The sequence below is a fragment of the Streptomyces verrucosisporus genome, assembly GCF_017114865.1.
GTDB classification, from domain to species: Bacteria; Actinomycetota; Actinomycetes; order Streptomycetales; family Streptomycetaceae; genus Streptomyces; species Streptomyces fenghuangensis.
The window spans coordinates 47,299-62,333 of the sequence record NZ_JADEYH010000003.1; the positions used below are offsets into that span (position 1 = coordinate 47,299).

Sequence of the window (15,035 nt, forward strand, 5' to 3'; positions counted from 1 at the left end):
CCTCAACGGCGCCCCGCCGCACCGCCCACCGGGGCCTGCCCGGCGGCGTTCCGGGCCGTGAGGGCGAAGAGTTCCAGGCATTCGTCCCGGCGGATCCCCTCACGCACCTCCAGCCGCGGATGCCCGGCCCGGACCACGTCGCGGGCCCGGAGGCCGATCTGCCGCCAGGTGAACGTCTCGTCGGGGTGCTCGGCCGCCCAGCTCCGGGCGTCCTCCTGGGTGGCGCCGAAGGCGATGCCGCGCATCTTGGCCCAGATCGCGGCGGCGGTGCACATCGGACACGGCTCCAGCGTCGTCAGCAGGAAGGCGCTGGCGAGGTAGCGGGAGCCAACCCGTTCGGCAGCCCGGCGAATGGCCCGCACCTCCGGGTGCGCGGTCGGGTCGTGGCCCTGGACGAGTCCGCTGCCCGACTCCCCGAGGACGACACCGTCCCGGATCACCACGGCCCCCAGCCCGTAGTTTCCGGAGAGCGCCGCCTCACGGGCCAGCCGGAGGCACCTCAGCATCCCCGCGTCGATCTCCCGGTCCGTCATCCCGCCTCCGCGGGGCGCGTGCTACAGGTGGACATCAAGGATTCCTTTCCGCAGATACGCACATCGGCGTCCTCGGTGGCTCGCTCGATCCACAGCGACCCGTCGTTCTCCACGATCCAGTAGTCCCGGGATCTGATGTCGATGCAGCGAACGTCCATACGCCCCTGGTACGTCTGCGCCAACTCCCGCACACGGCGGAGCACTTCGGACAGTTCCTCGGAACGGAACGAGAACTCCTGCTTTCCGTTGGCGCGCCCCCGGGACACCACGGGTATGAAACTTATCTTTCGCGCACCTCGCCCACAAGCAAAATCTGCCATTTCCTCCATTAGGTTCAGGCCACCCGGAACAACCACTGAGTTAATCGATAATCCGATTTCTCTGCGCACCACCTCGGCGAGGTTTCCCTCGATATCGTCGAAAGATCTACGGCGCAGCACCCGGTCGTTCTCGGCGGACGGCCGGTGGATGCTGAACTTGAACTCACCCGCGTACTCCGCGCAGGCATCCAGCGTGCGGGTGGGCACGGAGAAGCCGTTGGTGGTGACCACGGGCCTGAGCCCGGCGTCGGCGACTGCGGCGATGATCTCGGGCAGGTCCTCCCGGACTGTCGGCTCACCTCCCGCGAGCTTCGCCGACCGGGCGCCACCGGACGCGAAGAAGCGGGAGATCTCACCGATCTCCCGCACGGACAGTTCACTTCTGCTGGTGGGCGGCGCCTGGCAGAAAGAGCAGGCGACATTGCATCTGCGCGTCACTCGTAAGCAGATCGATCTAGGCAGCTCCTGCGGTATCTCCTTCACCGGCCATCTCCGATGCGGTAGAAAGCTCCAGCATGTTGAGAATGTGCGACATCTGTTCGGCGAACTGCTGGGTGTAGTCGAGGCTGCCCCGGACACGGTCGGCGACATCGGGGCCGGACGGTACCTCGGTGCCGTAGAAAACGATGACGCCGTGCGGCGTCCGGCCATGAACGTGGCTGTTGGTGGCCGCGTCGAGCCGGAGTACCGGGCATGCCAGCACCCACCTCTGCCGCGGCTCGATCATCCGGCTCACGTCCGGGTCGTACAGGTTGCTATGGTCCACCGGAAGCTCCTGGTAAAGCGGAACGCGCTCCCGGTACGCCTGGCCGCTTACGATATGAGGGGTGTCGACGTAGATGCGGGTGAACCCGTACTCACGCGGCATGCTGATGTTCAGCACCGCCAGATCGCGGTCCTGCCGGAGATAGTGGCGACCGTCCTCGTCACGCTCGGCCACGAAGTAACGAGCGTTGCAGGTGACCTCCAGAGTTCTGGAGACGAGCTCGCACATGATCCGCAGGGTACTTTCCAGGATTCGCCGCTGCCGCTGCCGCAGCAACTCGTAGCGCTGCACGAAATCGTCCCGCTCCAGCATCCGCTGCCTCCGCACGAAGCCCTCACCGACCGCCAGGGAGGCAATCCCGAGGAACAGCGGGAAATTGCCCCATCCCAACCCTATCGACGCGGTCAAGTAGCCATTCTCCGAGAGCTGGTCGGTGAAGAGGTTCACCCACAGGCCGATCAGCACACCCGAGACGACAGACGTTCCCACCCGCACGGCCGTCATCAGGCGCATATCCACCCCGCCTCCCCCTTAAACCGACAGCCAGTGCAGCACATCGAGGAGTCGCCGCACGAGGGCGCCCGTTGGAATCCCGCCAACATCACCGGCATCACCGGGTGTGGAATACGGAATTCCGCTTCTGCTCCCGCGCCTTCCCCTCGCGTTCTTCCCGGAGGAAGCCACCGGCAAGCCCGGTCACACCCCGGCCGGACGCTCGCCCTCCACCGGCTCGGCGCCGGGGTGACGGCGTTCGCCCGGGGCGTCCCGCGCGACGCCCCGGGCCTCCACGACGCCGCCCGGGCCCGGCGCGCGGGCCGGCGGCCGTGAGAGCCGAACGGGCCCCGCGTCCCGCCCCGCCCGCGCCCATCTCGCACGCCCGGGGGCGTGCGACGGGGCGCGCCGCGGGACGCCGTAGGACAGATCCACAATCCGTTCGTAACTTTTCCGCTCACCGGCAGATATGCACGGCGAACGGCGAACGGCCGTGACCGGATGAGGACGAGAGGAGAAGCACGGTGAGGCGGAACCGGACGACGCGCGGGTGCGTGGTGGCGGCGGGGGCGGCCGTGGTGGCGGTCGTGCTGCCGGGCGGCGCCGCGCCGGCGTGGGCCGACGAGACCCACCGCGGATCGCACAACGGGCCGACCGTCGCGCTGATCTCCACGGGGCAGATCGACGACCCGATGGAGGACGTGCTTGAGCACGCCGCACTCTTCCAGCGGGACCACCACACGGGCTGAGCCCGGATCGGACACCGGCTCCGGGGTGAGGGAGCCGGCCCTGCCCGGTGGGTTCGGACGGAGCCGGGCGGGCCGTCGCACCGGAGGCGGCGGAGGCCGGGGCACGCACCGCCCCCCGGCCTCCCGGCTGTCCGCGAGACCGGGTGGGACCGGTCCAGGGCAGCCGAGAGCCCGGCGGAGGGCGGCTGTGGGGGCCGCCCTCCGCCGGGCCTGTGCTGCTCCGGGGCGCCGGGCGCGATGGCCCGGCGGGCAGGGGTCAGGGGTCAGGGGTCGTCCGTCAGGCGCGGACCTTGGCGCGTTCCACGGCGGCGACACCCGCCGCGGCCAGACCGATCTGGATGAGCAGCTCGATCCAGTCGACGCCGCCGGTGTCCGCGACACCGATCCCGGCCGCGATGAACGTACCGATCAGGGCTGCGACGATACCGACCACGATCGTCCACAGGACGCCGATGCGCTGGCGGCCCGGCAGGACCAGCCGCCCCAGCACACCGACGACGACGCCGATGACGATCGCGGTAATGATGCCGGTTATCTCCATGACTTCACCCTTTCGGGTCGGTTTCCTCACCTCCTCCTTCCCGGTCCCGGCCCACGCACACGCGGGCATGTCAAGTTGTCAAGAGCCGGCGGCCCAGCCCGGCCCGGCCTCCGCACCGGGTCGCCGGACCCGGGAGACCGGACCCGGCCGGGCCGCCGCACCGCCGCACCGCGCTCAGGCGCCGATGCCGCGGCCGTCCTCGCGCCAGACGGAGACGACCGACGGGCGGGGCACCCTTCCCGGCCCGTCGGGCCAGGCCGAGGCGGGCTGCTCGTAGCTGGCGCCGTCCACCTCGCCCGGGTGCTGCACCGCGACCAGCACTCGCCGGTCCTGGATGATCGGGCCGCAGGTCTCGGCCCCGGCCGGGACGGTGAGGAACTGCCGCACCTCACCGCGCCGTCCGCCCGCCGTGGCCACACCGAACAGCCCGTCGTGGGAGCCCAGCGCGTTGCCGTCCGTGGAGATCCACAGGTTGCCGTAGGCGTCGAAGGCGAGGTTGTCCGGGCAGGAGATCGGGCTGACCTGGTCCTTGGGGAAGCCGGCGAAGTAGGTGGCGGGGTCCTCCGGGTCGCCGCAGACCAGGAACAGACGCCAGGCGAAGCCGTCGGCCGCCGGGTCGTCCCAGTGCTCGGCCAGTTCCAGCACCTGGCCGTGCCTGTTGGCGTTGCGCGGGTTGGCCTCGTCCGGGCCGGGCCTGCCCGCCGCGCCGCGCTGGGAGTTGTTGGTCAGCGCGATGTAGACGCGGCCGGTGCGCGGGCTGGGCTCCACGTCCTCGGGACGGTCCATCTTGGTGGCGCCCACCTTGTCGGCGGCCAGGCGCGTGAAGACGTAGACCTCCTCGGCGCTCATGCCGGGGACGTGGGAGGTGTCGCCGGTGGCCAGCGGGATCCACACGCCGGAACCGTCGAACTCGCCGTCGGAGGGAAGCTTCCCGCTGCCGTCGATCTGGTCGGCCGGGCTGTCGCCGGTCAGCTTCGCCACGTAGAGGGTGCCCTCGTCCAGCAGCGTGAGGTTGTGCTCGCGGGCGGCGCGGCTGTCGCCCTTGGCCATCCGCCTGGAGGAGACGAACTTGTAGAAGTAGTCGAAGCGCTCGTCGTCGCCCATGTAGACGACCGGGCGGCCGTCCGCGGTCAGGCGGGGCTCGGCGGCCTCGTGCTTGAAGCGGCCGAGCGCGGTGCGCTTGCGCGGCACGGAGCCGGGGTCGTACGGGTCCACCTCGACGACCCAGCCGAAGCGGTTGGCCTCGTTGGGCTCCTCGGTCAGGTCGAAGCGGTCGTCGAACCGCTCCCACTTGCGCCCCGAGGCGCCGCCGCTCATGCCGTAGCGGGCCAGCCTGGCCTTCACCTCCGGGTCGGTGACGGAGGCGGCGCCCGCGAAGTACTGGTTGAAGTTCTCCTCGGCCGACAGCGCCGTGCCCCAGGGGGTGGTGCCGCCCGCGCAGTTGTTGAGGGTGCCCAGCACCCTGGTGCCGGTGGGGTCGGCGGAGGTCTTCAGCAGGTCGGACCCGGCGGCCGGGCCGGTGAGACGGAACTCGCTGGTGGCGGTGAAGCGGCGGTTGAGGTGGTGGCGGGGGACGGCCGTGAGCTTCCCCGTGCGGCGGTCCTCCTCCACCACGACGACGGACAGGCCGTGCGCGGCCCAGGCGATCTCCACCTGCTCGCGGGTGGGGTTGTCCCCGTCGTAGCCGGGGAACATCAGCTCCTCGTCGGTGTACTCGTGGTTGGCGAAGAGCACCTGGCGCCCGCGCTCGCCCTTGAGCGGCAGCAGGGTGAGGAAGTCGTTGTTGTAGCCGAACTGGCCGGCCTGCGCCTTCGCGCTCTGCTTCTCCGGGTCGAAGGCGGGCGCGCCGCGCAGGATCGGGTCGCCCCAGCGGATGACGACGTTCTGCGCGTAGCCCTCGGGGACGGTCACCGCGTCGATGGTGTTCGGCGCGACGGGCGCGAAGCGCAGGCCGCGCGCCGCCCCGCGGATCTTGCCGCGCTCCTTCTCCCAGCCCTTGCCCGGCACGACGGGGGGCTTCGCGGATGCCTCGGGCGCCTGGCCGATACCGACCGCCGCCCCGGCGGCGGCGGTGGCGCCGACGACGGCGCCGGCGCGCAGCACCGAGCGGCGGGAGAGGGCGGCGGCGATGACATCGCCGGCGTACTCGTTGCCGCTGGTGTTGGGCACCTCGTGGAAGCAGGCGTCACCGCAGCGGTAGCGGCAGGTCAGGGCGGCTCTCCCGCCGGGATGCGAACCGATCAGCGGCAGCAGTTTGCGCATGGTCCCCTCCGGATGTTCCGTGTCTACGCGTGTCGGACGCTAGGCGCGCGGGCACGACGGGGGGCGACCGCACGGTAAACGTAGGGTGAATCCGACCGGTGGAATCGGCAGGCCGTCCGGCGGCCACTCGGCGGCCGCCGACGCACCCTCCGTGGCCGGATCCGTACGGTCGCCGCACCGGTACACCCGGCGCCCGCCGGCCCCGCCCCCGCGCTCTCCCCGGCCTTCTCCCCGCCCCTCGCCGGCCCTCGCCGGCCCTTCCCCCGGCCCTCCCGGCGCCCCCCGCGCACGGCGATATCCGGACCGGCGGCACGGCCCCGGACCGTTAGGATTTCTCCCATGGCGGCCACTGGAAAAGAGCAGCGGGGGGCGAAGGCGTTCTACGTCACGACCCCCATCTACTACGTCAACGACGCTCCGCACCTGGGCCACGCCTACACGACCGTCGCAGGCGACGTGCTCACCCGCTGGCACCGCCAGCGCGGCGAGAAGGTGTGGTACCTCACCGGCACGGACGAGCACGGTCAGAAGATCATGCGCACCGCCGAGGCCAACGGGGTCACCCCCCAGGAGTGGTGCGACAAGCTCGTGGAGGAGGCGTGGAAGCCCCTCTGGGAGCACCTTGAGATCGCGAACGACGACTTCATCCGCACCACGCAGCAGCGGCACACCGCCCGCGTCCAGGAGTTCGTGCAGGACCTGTACGACAAGGGCGAGATCTACAAGGGCGAGTACGAGGGCCCGTACTGCGTGGGCTGCGAGGAGTACAAGTCCCCCGGCGACCTGCTGGACGGCGAGGGTGAGTGGGCGGGCGAGAAGCTCTGCCCGATCCACAAGAAGCCCGTGGAGATGCTCCAGGAGGAGAACTACTTCTTCAAGCTCTCCGAGTACGGGCCCAAACTCCTGGAGCACTACGAGAGGCACCCGGAGTTCATCCAGCCCGAGTCGGCGCGCAACGAGGTCGTCAACATCGTCCGCCAGGGCCTGGAGGACCTGTCGATCTCCCGCTCCACCTTCGACTGGGGCGTGAAGATCCCCTGGGACGACAAGCACGTGATCTACGTGTGGATCGACGCCCTGATGAACTACGCCACCGCCGTCGGCTACGGCTCCGACCAGAAGAAGTTCGAGGAGACCTTCCCCGCCGACGTCCACCTGGTCGGCAAGGACATCCTCCGCTTCCACGCGGTGATCTGGCCCGCGATGCTGATGGCGCAGGGCCTGCCGCTGCCGGGGAAGGTCGCCGCCAACGGCTGGCTGATGGTCGGCGGCGAGAAGATGAGCAAGTCCAACCTGACGGGCATCTCGCCGCAGCAGCTCACCGAACACTTCGGCGTGGACGCCTACCGCTGGTACTTCCTGCGCGCCATCGCCTTCGGCCAGGACGGTTCCTTCTCCTGGGAGGACTTCACCCACCGCTACACCAGCGAGCTGGCCAACGACTACGGCAACCTCGCCTCGCGCGTGGCCGCCATGGTGAACAAGTACTTCGACGGGCTGCTGCCCGAGTCCAAGGCGGACGGCGAGGCCGAGCAGGCGGTCCGGGACGGCATGGCGAAGGCCGTGGCCGAGGCCGACCGGCGCATCGGCGAGGAGCTGGACTTCGCGGGCGGCATCGCGGCGGTCTTCGACTTCGTCAAGCAGGTCAACGGCTACCTCACCGAGCAGGAGCCGTGGAAGGTCGCCAAGGACACCTCGCCCGAGGCCCAGGAGCGGCTGGCGACGATCCTCTACACCGCCGCCGAGTCGCTGCGCGCCTGCGCCGTCCTGCTCAACCCGGTGATGCCGCGCACCTCCGGCCTGCTGTGGGACTCGCTGGGCGCGCAGGCCCCGCTGGGCGACCTGGCCGACCAGCGCGTCCAGGACGCCGGCGCCTGGGGCCTGCTCCCGGCCGGCACCCGGGTCACCAAGGGCCAGGCGCTCTTCCCGCGTCTGGAGGAGCCCAAGGGCGCGTAGCCAGGACCGGACCCGGCGGACCCGGAGCGTCCGGCCCCGTACACGGCGGAGCGGTGCCCACCCGCCGGGACGGGTGGGCACCGCTTCGCCGGGTGCCCGCGCCCGGAGCGCCGCACGCGACGCCGGACTCCGGGTGCGGGGTTCACGGACCGCCACGCCCGGGCGCTCACAGCTCCCAGGTGTGGGTACGCCCGTCGGGGGACGTGTAGGCCATGGTCTGACCCAGGGGTGTGACGCGGACGGTGAACCACTCGCGGCGGGGCCGGTTCAGCTCCCGCCACCGCCGGTGGGCGCGCTCGACCGCCGCCCACAGGTCCCGGGGCCCGGCGGCGGCGACCACCGCGCCGGCGCGCCCGTCCCCGTGGTCGGTCACCCGTGCGCGGGAGCCGTCGGCGGGGTCGTACAGGACGGTGGTGTGGGTGCCGTCGGCGGCGCGGTGGTGTTCGCGCTCGGCACCGGGCCCCAGGTGGAGCTGGGCGAAGAAGGAGAACGTCCAGTCGTCCAGCACACCGCCGGACAGCGGCGTCTCCCGGCTCCGCCCGCCCTCCGCCCCGGCCGGGGGCGGCGCCGCGCGGGGGCCGGACAGCAGTGGCATGAAGGCCGCCGGGGTGTGCAGGAGGTGCCCGGCGGCCGTACCGTCCGCGAGCTTGGTCAGCCGGGCCAGTGCCCCTCCGGCCAGCGTCCCCTTGAGCGGGACCACCATGATCCCGCCCGTCGCGCACTGGTCGGTCCAGGCGGCCGGGACGCGCCGCACCGAGCAGGTGGCGATGATCCGGTCGAACGGTGCGTGCCCCGGGGCGCCCGCCGCGCCGTCGGCCGTCTCCACCACCGGCGACATCCCCAGGCCGTCCAGCCGCTCCCGCGCCGCGGCGGTGAGGCGTTCGGAGACGTCCACGGTCACCACGTTCTCCGCACCGGCCAGCCGGCACAGCAGCGCCGCGTTGTAGCCGGTGCCCGTGCCGATCTCCAGGACCCGCGCGCCCGGCTCGACGTCGAGCGCGTCGAGCATGTCGGCCATCAGGCTCGGCGCGGTCGAGGAGGAGGTGGGCACGCCCGTGACGGACCGCTCCCCCGCTTCCTCCGCGTGGAGCCCGTCCACCTCGGTGATCAGGGAGTCGTCCGCGTACACCCGCGCCGCCCACCCACCGGCGTCCCCGCCCCCGCGGCGGCAGGGCAGGAAGCGGTCGCCGTCCCGGCGGTAGAACACCGGGACGAACCGGTGGCGCGGCACGTTCAGGAAGACCTCGGCCAGCCGCGAGGAGAGCACCACACCGCCCTCGTCCATCCGCCGCACCATGCCGACCCGTGCCCCGACGAGCTCCCCGCGCTCGTCGCCCCCGTGCGCTCTCACATCCCTTTCCCTTCCAGCCAGTCGGCGACGGCGGCCGTGATCGGCAGCCCGGTCGCCTGCTCCACGAAACCGAACTGCCCGCTCGGATTGACCTCCAGGAAGCACCATCGCCCCTCGGGGGTGACGACGAAGTCGAACGCGCCGTAGGGCAGGCCGAGGGCGTCCATCATCCGGCGTACTCCGGCCGCGACGGCCGGCGGCGGCTCGCACAACCGGTATCTGTGGCTGTCGTAGTCGCTGCGCCAGTCCACGTGTCCGGCCGGTGAGTCCGCGTGGATCTCGGCGGCGAACAGCCGCCCGCCGACGGCCGTCAGCCGCACCTCGTACGCCTTGGGCACCCATTCCTGGAACAGGTGCGCCGTGGTGGCGACGTCCGGGTGGCCGAGTTCCGCGGGGCCGACGATGCTGGTGTAGACGGCCGCCGACCTCCCGCCGACGGCGCCGCGCACGGGCGTGAAGGGTTTGAACACCACCCGGCCGCCGGTCTCCTCCCCGAACTCCCTGGCCGCTCCGGGGTCGTTGGTGATCAGCGTGCGCGGCACGGACAGCCCGGACTCGGCCGCGACGCGCAGTTGCAGCGGCTTGTACTCGGCGTCGGCCGCCCGGCCCGGGGGCGGCAGCCACCGCACCGGCAACGCCGCCAGCAGCCCGCCGAAGCCCCGCCGGGCCTCCCGCTCGGCCACCCTGCGGGCCTCCGGCGACATCCCCTCGGGGAAGCGGGGGCGGGCAGGCCTGCGGTAGTAGACGCTGCGCACGTCCCGCAGGTCCAGCGTCCTGCGCCCGGTGCGCAGTGTGCCGCTCCACGCCTTCCCGGCCGCGTGTCCGCCCTCCCCGGTGTCTCCGCCTCCTCCGGCCTTCCCGCCGAGGCGCGCGGCCAGGGACAGCCCCAGCGGGAAGTCCGCGACATCGGTGCGGAAGACGGGTACGGCACGCCGGTTCAGCTCCTCGACCACCAGGTCCGCGGTGGGGTCGAAGCGACCCGTCAGCACCAGGACCTTCCCGGGCGCGGTCGTCCCGAGCCGTCCGTCGTCGGTCACCGGCCGTCAGTCGTCGCTCGGGCCCGGGTCGTCCGGCGCGTCCATCTGGCCGGTGGGCTCGGTGGGGCCGAAGGTCTTCGGCGGATTCTTGGTCATGAACACCCCCGGCGGAAGGCCCTGGTAGACGCCGGTCTGGGTCTCCTCGTCGTAGGAGATGTCCTGCGGCAGCACGCCTCCCGAACCGGTGGTGGCGGTCAGGAACCGGAAGGCCAGCGGCGCCGGGCCCCGGTGGTCCGTCAGGTCCGGCAGGTCCGGGGCGGCTCCCCGGTCCAGCGGGAACCTGTCCTCGGGCCTGTCCAGGGCCAGGCCCGCCCCGGTGCGCTCACCGGAGAATAATGTCATGGTCATGACTCCCCCTTCGCTTCGGGGGGCGGAATCCCCCTCTGGGTTATCTCCGCCCGACGGCCGCCGTAAGCCGGTTTTCCGGCCACAGCCCGTCCCGTACAGGCCAACGAGCCGGCAGGCGTCCGGTTTCGCGGCCCGTCCCCGCCCGGCCCCGCGAAGAGCCGGTCCGGCCGACCGCGCCCTGTGCGGCGGCTGACACGGTGCCGGACGGACACGGTCCGGGCTCCTCACCCCGACCGGGCCGAGCTCCGATCGCCCCCTTTCCCCGGCCGCGGGGCGTGGGATACCCCTGGGGCGGCGTCCGGTGGGCGGACATGGCCGGGGAGGGGAGCGGTCAGCGGACGGCTGGCGGGTGGACGAGCGGCTGCACCGACTGGCCGCCCGGAAGGGGGAGTCGAGGCAGCGCCCGGTGGACTTCAGGGCGATCCGCTGGGGACGGTCGGGGACAGTCACCGGCGGGCGCACGCCGTGCTCACGCCACTCACGCCGTCGCGGCCGGCTCCCCGGCTCCGTCCAGCGCGCATCGGATGAGGGTCTCGGCGGCGGCTCGGGCGTGGCCCGCCATGTCGGGGTCGCGCGATATGGCGGCCGTGGTCTGGGCGCCCTCGGCGAGCAGCACGAGCTGGGGGGCGAGACGGTCGGGGCCGCCCGCGGCGCGGACCAGTTCGGCCACCTCGCGCCCGAAGGACTCCTTCTGCTCGCGCACGGCCTCGGCGACCCGGTCGCTGCCGCCGCCCAGTTCGCCGAACACGTTGATGAAGGCGCAGCCGCGGAAGTCGTCCTCGCGGAACCAGCCGGCCAGGAAGTCGAAGACGGCCAGCAGCCTCTCGCGCGGCGTACCGGCGCCGTCGACCGCGCCGGTGACACCGGCGTTCCACCGGTCCGTGCGGTGCCGCAGGACGGCGACGATCAGCTCCTCCTTGGAGGGGAACAGGGCGTAGATGCGCTTGAGGGAGACGCCCGACTCGCCGCGGACGGCGTCCATGCCGACGGCCTGCACCCCCCGGGCGTAGAACAGCCGGTCGGCGGCGGACACCACCCGTTCGCGCGCTGTCTGCTCATCGATCACGAGAACTCCCCTTGCCAAGAGAACCAACGTTCTCTACCGTAGTCGACAGAATCGGAGAACGACCGTTCTCCGCAGCGGAGAGGATGCTTCCCCATGGGCTACGTCAAGGTCGGCAGCGAGAACACCACCGACATCGAGCTGTACTACGAGGACCGGGGATCGGGTCAGCCGGTCGTCCTCGTCCACGGCTACCCGCTCGACGGCCACAGCTGGGAGCTCCAGACCAGGGAGCTGCTGGCGGCCGGGTACCGCGTCATCACCTACGACCGCCGCGGCTTCGGGCAGTCCAGCAAGACCGGCGAGGGATACGACTACGACACCTTCGCCGCCGACCTGAACACCCTGCTGGAGACGCTGGACCTGCGTGACGTCATCCTGGTCGGCTTCTCCATGGGCACCGGCGAACTGGCCCGCTACGTGAGGACCTACGGCCACGAGCGAATCGCCAAGCTGGCCTTCCTGGCCTCGCTGGAGCCGTTCCTGGTGCGGACCGACGACAACCCCGGCGGGGTGCCGCGCTCGGTGTTCGAGGGCATCGAGGAGGCCGCCCGCGCCGACCGCTACGCCTGGTACACCCAGTTCTTCAAGGACTTCTACAACCTGGACGAGAACCTCGGTACCCGGATCAGCCAGGAGGTCGTCACCGCCAACTGGAACACCGCCACCTCCTCCGCGCCCGTGGCCGCCTACGCGGCGGTCCCCACCTGGACCGAGGACTTCCGCGAGGACGTGGCCGCCGTCCGCGCCGCCGGCAAGCCCTCGCTGATCCTGCACGGCACCGCCGACAACATCCTGCCCGTCGACTCCACCGGGCGCCCCTTCCACAAGGCGTTCCCGGAGGCGGAGTACGTCGAGGTGGACGGCGCGCCGCACGGCCTGCTGTGGACGCACGCCGCCGAGGTCAACGAGGCCCTGCTGGCCTTCGTCGGCAGGTGACCGTCCGACGGGCGGTCCGGGTGCGGGGCTCCGGGGGCCGGGCTCGCCGTGAGGCGGGCCCGGCCCCCGGGCGTCGGGCGCGGTGGCGGGGCGTCAGCGCAGGGCGCGGGCGGAGAGCCGGTAGCGCAGGCCGTCCCCGTCCGGCGCGGTGAGGACGTGGAGGCCGCCGTCCTCCAGGACCCGCAGGGCCTCGCGGTCCGCGATCCCGTCCAGCGGCCGGCGCCGCAGGACGGCGGCGGGGTCCGGCCCGCCCGGGTCGTACGGGCGGATGGTGCCGCGCGCGGCCCAGGGCACGTCCGGGGGCGGGTCGATACGGTCGGCCAGGCGCGGGGCCTGGGCGCGTATCCAGCGCAGGGCCTGACGGGGACTGCGGGCCCGGTGGCAGTCGAGCAGCCACTCCCGGTGGGTGTCCGCGTCCAGGACGGTGGCCTCGCACCACACGCCGCCGGTGCCCCCGGAGTTGCGGGCGGCGGCCACGGCGAAGCCGGTCAGCGCCGCGCTGACGGTCATGATCAGCGCACCCAGGCACAGGGCGGTGAAGTCCATCGCGCTCACGGCCCCTCGCGCGAGGCGCGCAGCTCGAACCAGACCCGTTTCCCGGCCGGTTCCGCCCCGCCGGTCCAGCTCACACCCCAGGCGTGGCTGAGCGCTTCCACCAGGAACAGCCCGCGCCCGCCGGTCTCGTCCTCGGCCGCGTGGCGCGGGCGGGGCACCCCGCGCTGGTCGCCGTCCCACACGGAGACGACCGCGCCCAGCCGCGTGACGGCGGCCCCCACCCACAGGTGGGGTACGCGGGTGTGCACGACGACGTTCGTCACCAGGTCGCTGACCAGCGTGCGTGCGGTGTCCAGCAGCCCGTGGTGCCCGGCGGCGCACAGCCACGCCGCGACCGCGTCGCGGGCGACTCTCGGGGTGGTGGGCAGGGCGGGCGCGGTCAGCCGGTAGACGGCGGTGGCGGGTCTGCCGGGTGCGGTCACGGTCATCGGTTTCTCCCAACGCGGTTCGTCTGCGGTGCTCTTGCGTTTCGCCTGCGGAGCACGCGCGCCCACCACCGTGGCTCGGCCGCCCTCCCCCGCCCGTGCCGGTAAGCGGGCAGGGGAGGCCAACTGCACTGCGGGTTCACTGGTGTTTACGCTGCGCTACCGAGGGCCATAGGGCACATAGATGAGACGTCACAACCATGTGACAGGATCTTCGCTCGTGAGTGGACCGGCGCTACGGACGCGCGGCACACTTGGAGCGCCTATCGGGAGAGGATCGATGCCACCCAGGAGCAACCCCACGGCACGTCAGGCACGACTGGGCGCGGAACTGCGGAAGTTGCGCGAGGCCTCCGGCCTCACCGCTCGCGAAGCGGGAGAACTACTCGGCGGCAACCAGGCCCAGATCAGCCACATCGAGTCGGGACGCTGGGGCGTCAGCGCGGAACGCGTACGACGACTCGCCGCCTTCTACTCGGCCGGCGACCAGAAACTGATCGACGCCTTGTGCGAGATCGCCGAGGACCGGACCAAAGGATGGTGGGAGGAGCACCGAGGCGTCCTGCCTCCGGCGTTCCTCAACGTGGCAGAACTCGAATACCACGCCACTCACCTGCGTTCGCTCCAGACGCTCACGGTGCCCGGGATCCTCCAGACGGAGGACTACTCACGGAAGCTCTTCGAGGAAGTGATCCCACCGCTCCCCCGAAGCGAGATCGACGCGAGAGTCGAGCATCGCGCAAGGCGACGTGTGATCTTCGAACGTGACCACCCCACACCGTTCGAGGCGATCATCCACGAAGCCGCGCTGCGTATGCGCTACGGCGGCCGGAAAGTGGCTCGCTCTCAGCTTGAGTACCTGCTGGAAGTCTCTGAGTGGCCAAGCGTCACCGTACGAGTCATCCCCTTCACCTCCGAGAGGTTCATCGGCTCAGCCCAGTCTGTGCTGTACGCGGGCGGACCTGTTCCACAGCTGGACACAGTGCAGCTCGACAACGCTCTGGGGGCTGTCTATCTGGATGCCAGAGCGCAGCTCGACAGGTACAGAGCGGTCTACAAGGCCCTGGAGAGCGTCTCGCTCAACACAAAACTTTCTCAACAAGAAATCAGCCGAATCATCCAGGAGATTTGAGGTTCATCAGGATGCGAGAAGAATTTAAGTGGCAGAAGTCATCCTTCTCTGAGGGAGAAGGGCCGAACTGCGTCGAGGTAGCCCAAGGTGGCGGACATGTCCTCATACGTGAGAGCGACCTCCCAGAGCTGATCATCACAACCAGCCCAGAAAGCTTGGAATCTCTCCTTAGGGGAGCCAAAAACGGCGAGTTCGACCACCTCGCACTCTGACCTCCGGAAGGCGAGCCGACATGTCCGCACCAATCGAGTGGTACGCCGCATCCTGCGGCCAAGGCGGCGGAAACAACTGCATCGAGATCGCACGGGACGGCGATCGCGTCCTCATGCGCGAGAGCAGCAAGCCCGACGAAATCGTCGTGACCACGCCCGCCAAGCTCGACGCCTTCCTCAAGGGCATCAAGGCCGGCGAGTTCGACCACTTCGTCGAGTGAGCCCCGGCCGGAGCCGACGCGGCGCCCGGACCGGCTGTCCGGTTCCATGGCGGCTCCGGCGCGCCGAGCCCGCCGGAAGCGGCACCCGGGCTGCGCCGCGCCCCGTGAGTCCCGGTTTCTGAGCCGCCGTGTG

At 71.4% G+C, this 15,035-nt stretch carries 17 protein-coding genes; 6 read left to right on the top strand and 11 right to left on the bottom strand.

What is annotated here, in order from left to right; all coding sequences use genetic code 11:
- Positions 1-2: 2 nt before the first annotated feature.
- The 3 genes from IQ279_RS05900 to IQ279_RS05910 are packed head-to-tail and all read right to left on the bottom strand — an operon-like array spanning position 3 to position 2,138.
- On the bottom strand, positions 3-533 hold the full coding sequence (locus IQ279_RS05900; protein WP_206347256.1) for a nucleoside deaminase: 531 nt from the start codon (positions 531-533) through the stop codon (positions 3-5).
- Positions 530-1,336 carry a radical SAM protein gene (locus IQ279_RS05905; RefSeq protein WP_206347257.1) on the bottom strand — a complete coding sequence of 269 codons (807 nt, stop codon included), beginning with the start codon at positions 1,334-1,336 and terminating at the stop codon, positions 530-532. The genes IQ279_RS05900 and IQ279_RS05905 overlap by 4 nt, the downstream gene beginning before the upstream one ends.
- Positions 1,308-2,138 (bottom strand): hypothetical protein, encoded by an 831-nt coding sequence (locus tag IQ279_RS05910; protein WP_206347258.1) that lies wholly within the window; start codon positions 2,136-2,138, stop codon positions 1,308-1,310. The genes IQ279_RS05905 and IQ279_RS05910 overlap by 29 nt, the downstream gene beginning before the upstream one ends.
- Positions 2,139-2,635: 497 nt before the next feature.
- Here IQ279_RS05910 and IQ279_RS05915 point away from each other — a divergent pair, with 497 nt between their 5' ends.
- Positions 2,636-2,860: a hypothetical protein gene (locus IQ279_RS05915; RefSeq protein WP_241027766.1), complete on the top strand. Its 225-nt coding sequence runs from the start codon at positions 2,636-2,638 to the stop codon at positions 2,858-2,860.
- 277 nt (positions 2,861-3,137) lie between these two features.
- Here IQ279_RS05915 and IQ279_RS05920 read toward each other — a convergent pair whose 3' ends face one another.
- Both IQ279_RS05920 and IQ279_RS05925 read right to left on the bottom strand, forming a co-directional pair.
- Positions 3,138-3,401: a GlsB/YeaQ/YmgE family stress response membrane protein gene (locus IQ279_RS05920; RefSeq protein ID WP_206347259.1), complete on the bottom strand. Its 264-nt coding sequence runs from the start codon at positions 3,399-3,401 to the stop codon at positions 3,138-3,140.
- A gap of 174 nt (positions 3,402-3,575) precedes the next feature.
- Positions 3,576-5,663, bottom strand: coding sequence for a PhoX family protein (locus tag IQ279_RS05925; protein ID WP_206347260.1), 2,088 nt, complete (start codon positions 5,661-5,663; stop codon positions 3,576-3,578).
- Between the two features lie 339 nt (positions 5,664-6,002).
- Between IQ279_RS05925 and metG the strand changes: the two genes are divergently transcribed.
- On the top strand, positions 6,003-7,619 hold the full coding sequence (metG, locus tag IQ279_RS05930; RefSeq protein WP_206347261.1) for a methionine--tRNA ligase: 1,617 nt from the start codon (positions 6,003-6,005) through the stop codon (positions 7,617-7,619).
- A gap of 166 nt (positions 7,620-7,785) precedes the next feature.
- Here the strand turns inward: metG and IQ279_RS05935 are convergent, their stop codons facing one another.
- The 4 genes from IQ279_RS05935 to IQ279_RS05950 form a co-directional block, all read right to left on the bottom strand.
- Positions 7,786-8,970 carry a methyltransferase domain-containing protein gene (locus IQ279_RS05935; protein ID WP_307792237.1) on the bottom strand — a complete coding sequence of 395 codons (1,185 nt, stop codon included), beginning with the start codon at positions 8,968-8,970 and terminating at the stop codon, positions 7,786-7,788.
- Complete coding sequence (tgmB, locus tag IQ279_RS05940) at positions 8,967-10,007, bottom strand: ATP-grasp ribosomal peptide maturase (protein WP_206347262.1); 1,041 nt, start codon at positions 10,005-10,007, stop codon at positions 8,967-8,969. Before tgmB ends, IQ279_RS05935 begins: the two co-directional genes overlap by 4 nt.
- A gap of 6 nt (positions 10,008-10,013) precedes the next feature.
- Positions 10,014-10,355 (bottom strand): hypothetical protein, encoded by a 342-nt coding sequence (locus IQ279_RS05945; protein WP_241027685.1) that lies wholly within the window; start codon positions 10,353-10,355, stop codon positions 10,014-10,016.
- Between the two features lie 478 nt (positions 10,356-10,833).
- Positions 10,834-11,421, bottom strand: coding sequence for a TetR/AcrR family transcriptional regulator (locus IQ279_RS05950; RefSeq protein ID WP_206347263.1), 588 nt, complete (start codon positions 11,419-11,421; stop codon positions 10,834-10,836).
- A 93-nt stretch (positions 11,422-11,514) separates the two neighbouring features.
- Here IQ279_RS05950 and IQ279_RS05955 point away from each other — a divergent pair, with 93 nt between their 5' ends.
- Positions 11,515-12,357, top strand: a complete 843-nt coding sequence (locus tag IQ279_RS05955) for an alpha/beta fold hydrolase (protein WP_206347264.1) — start codon at positions 11,515-11,517, stop codon at positions 12,355-12,357.
- Positions 12,358-12,450: 93 nt separating this feature from the next.
- On the opposite strand, the gene IQ279_RS05960 is transcribed toward IQ279_RS05955, so the two are convergent.
- Together IQ279_RS05960 and IQ279_RS05965 are read right to left on the bottom strand one after the other, a co-directional pair.
- Positions 12,451-12,912, bottom strand: coding sequence for a hypothetical protein (locus tag IQ279_RS05960; RefSeq protein WP_206347265.1), 462 nt, complete (start codon positions 12,910-12,912; stop codon positions 12,451-12,453).
- Entirely contained in the window at positions 12,909-13,340 is a 432-nt protein-coding gene (locus tag IQ279_RS05965; protein WP_206347266.1) for an ATP-binding protein, read from the bottom strand. Before IQ279_RS05965 ends, IQ279_RS05960 begins: the two co-directional genes overlap by 4 nt.
- A 277-nt stretch (positions 13,341-13,617) precedes the next feature.
- Between IQ279_RS05965 and IQ279_RS05970 the strand changes: the two genes are divergently transcribed.
- The 3 genes from IQ279_RS05970 to IQ279_RS05980 are packed head-to-tail and all read left to right on the top strand — an operon-like array spanning position 13,618 to position 14,902.
- On the top strand, positions 13,618-14,469 hold the full coding sequence (locus tag IQ279_RS05970) for a helix-turn-helix domain-containing protein (protein ID WP_206347267.1): 852 nt from the start codon (positions 13,618-13,620) through the stop codon (positions 14,467-14,469).
- 11 nt (positions 14,470-14,480) lie between these two features.
- Positions 14,481-14,681: a DUF397 domain-containing protein gene (locus tag IQ279_RS05975; protein ID WP_206347482.1), complete on the top strand. Its 201-nt coding sequence runs from the start codon at positions 14,481-14,483 to the stop codon at positions 14,679-14,681.
- A 20-nt stretch (positions 14,682-14,701) separates the two neighbouring features.
- Positions 14,702-14,902, top strand: coding sequence for a DUF397 domain-containing protein (locus IQ279_RS05980; RefSeq protein ID WP_206347268.1), 201 nt, complete (start codon positions 14,702-14,704; stop codon positions 14,900-14,902).
- Positions 14,903-15,035 lie beyond the last annotated feature (133 nt).

Excerpts from the sequence above, each read along its gene's own strand:
- IQ279_RS05975 (WP_206347482.1), top strand. The coding sequence starts at position 14,481 with ATGCGAGAAGAATTTAAGTGGCAGAAGTCATCCTTCTCTGAGGGAGAA.
- metG (WP_206347261.1), top strand. The coding sequence starts at position 6,003 with ATGGCGGCCACTGGAAAAGAGCAGCGGGGGGCGAAGGCGTTCTACGTC.
- IQ279_RS05970 (WP_206347267.1), top strand. The coding sequence starts at position 13,618 with ATGCCACCCAGGAGCAACCCCACGGCACGTCAGGCACGACTGGGCGCG.
- IQ279_RS05925 (WP_206347260.1), bottom strand. The coding sequence starts at position 5,663 with ATGCGCAAACTGCTGCCGCTGATCGGTTCGCATCCCGGCGGGAGAGCC.
- IQ279_RS05945 (WP_241027685.1), bottom strand. The coding sequence starts at position 10,355 with ATGACCATGACATTATTCTCCGGTGAGCGCACCGGGGCGGGCCTGGCC.
- IQ279_RS05980 (WP_206347268.1), top strand. The coding sequence starts at position 14,702 with ATGTCCGCACCAATCGAGTGGTACGCCGCATCCTGCGGCCAAGGCGGC.
- IQ279_RS05955 (WP_206347264.1), top strand. The coding sequence starts at position 11,515 with ATGGGCTACGTCAAGGTCGGCAGCGAGAACACCACCGACATCGAGCTG.
- IQ279_RS05965 (WP_206347266.1), bottom strand. The coding sequence starts at position 13,340 with ATGACCGTGACCGCACCCGGCAGACCCGCCACCGCCGTCTACCGGCTG.
- IQ279_RS05920 (WP_206347259.1), bottom strand. The coding sequence starts at position 3,401 with ATGGAGATAACCGGCATCATTACCGCGATCGTCATCGGCGTCGTCGTC.
- IQ279_RS05900 (WP_206347256.1), bottom strand. The coding sequence starts at position 533 with ATGACGGACCGGGAGATCGACGCGGGGATGCTGAGGTGCCTCCGGCTG.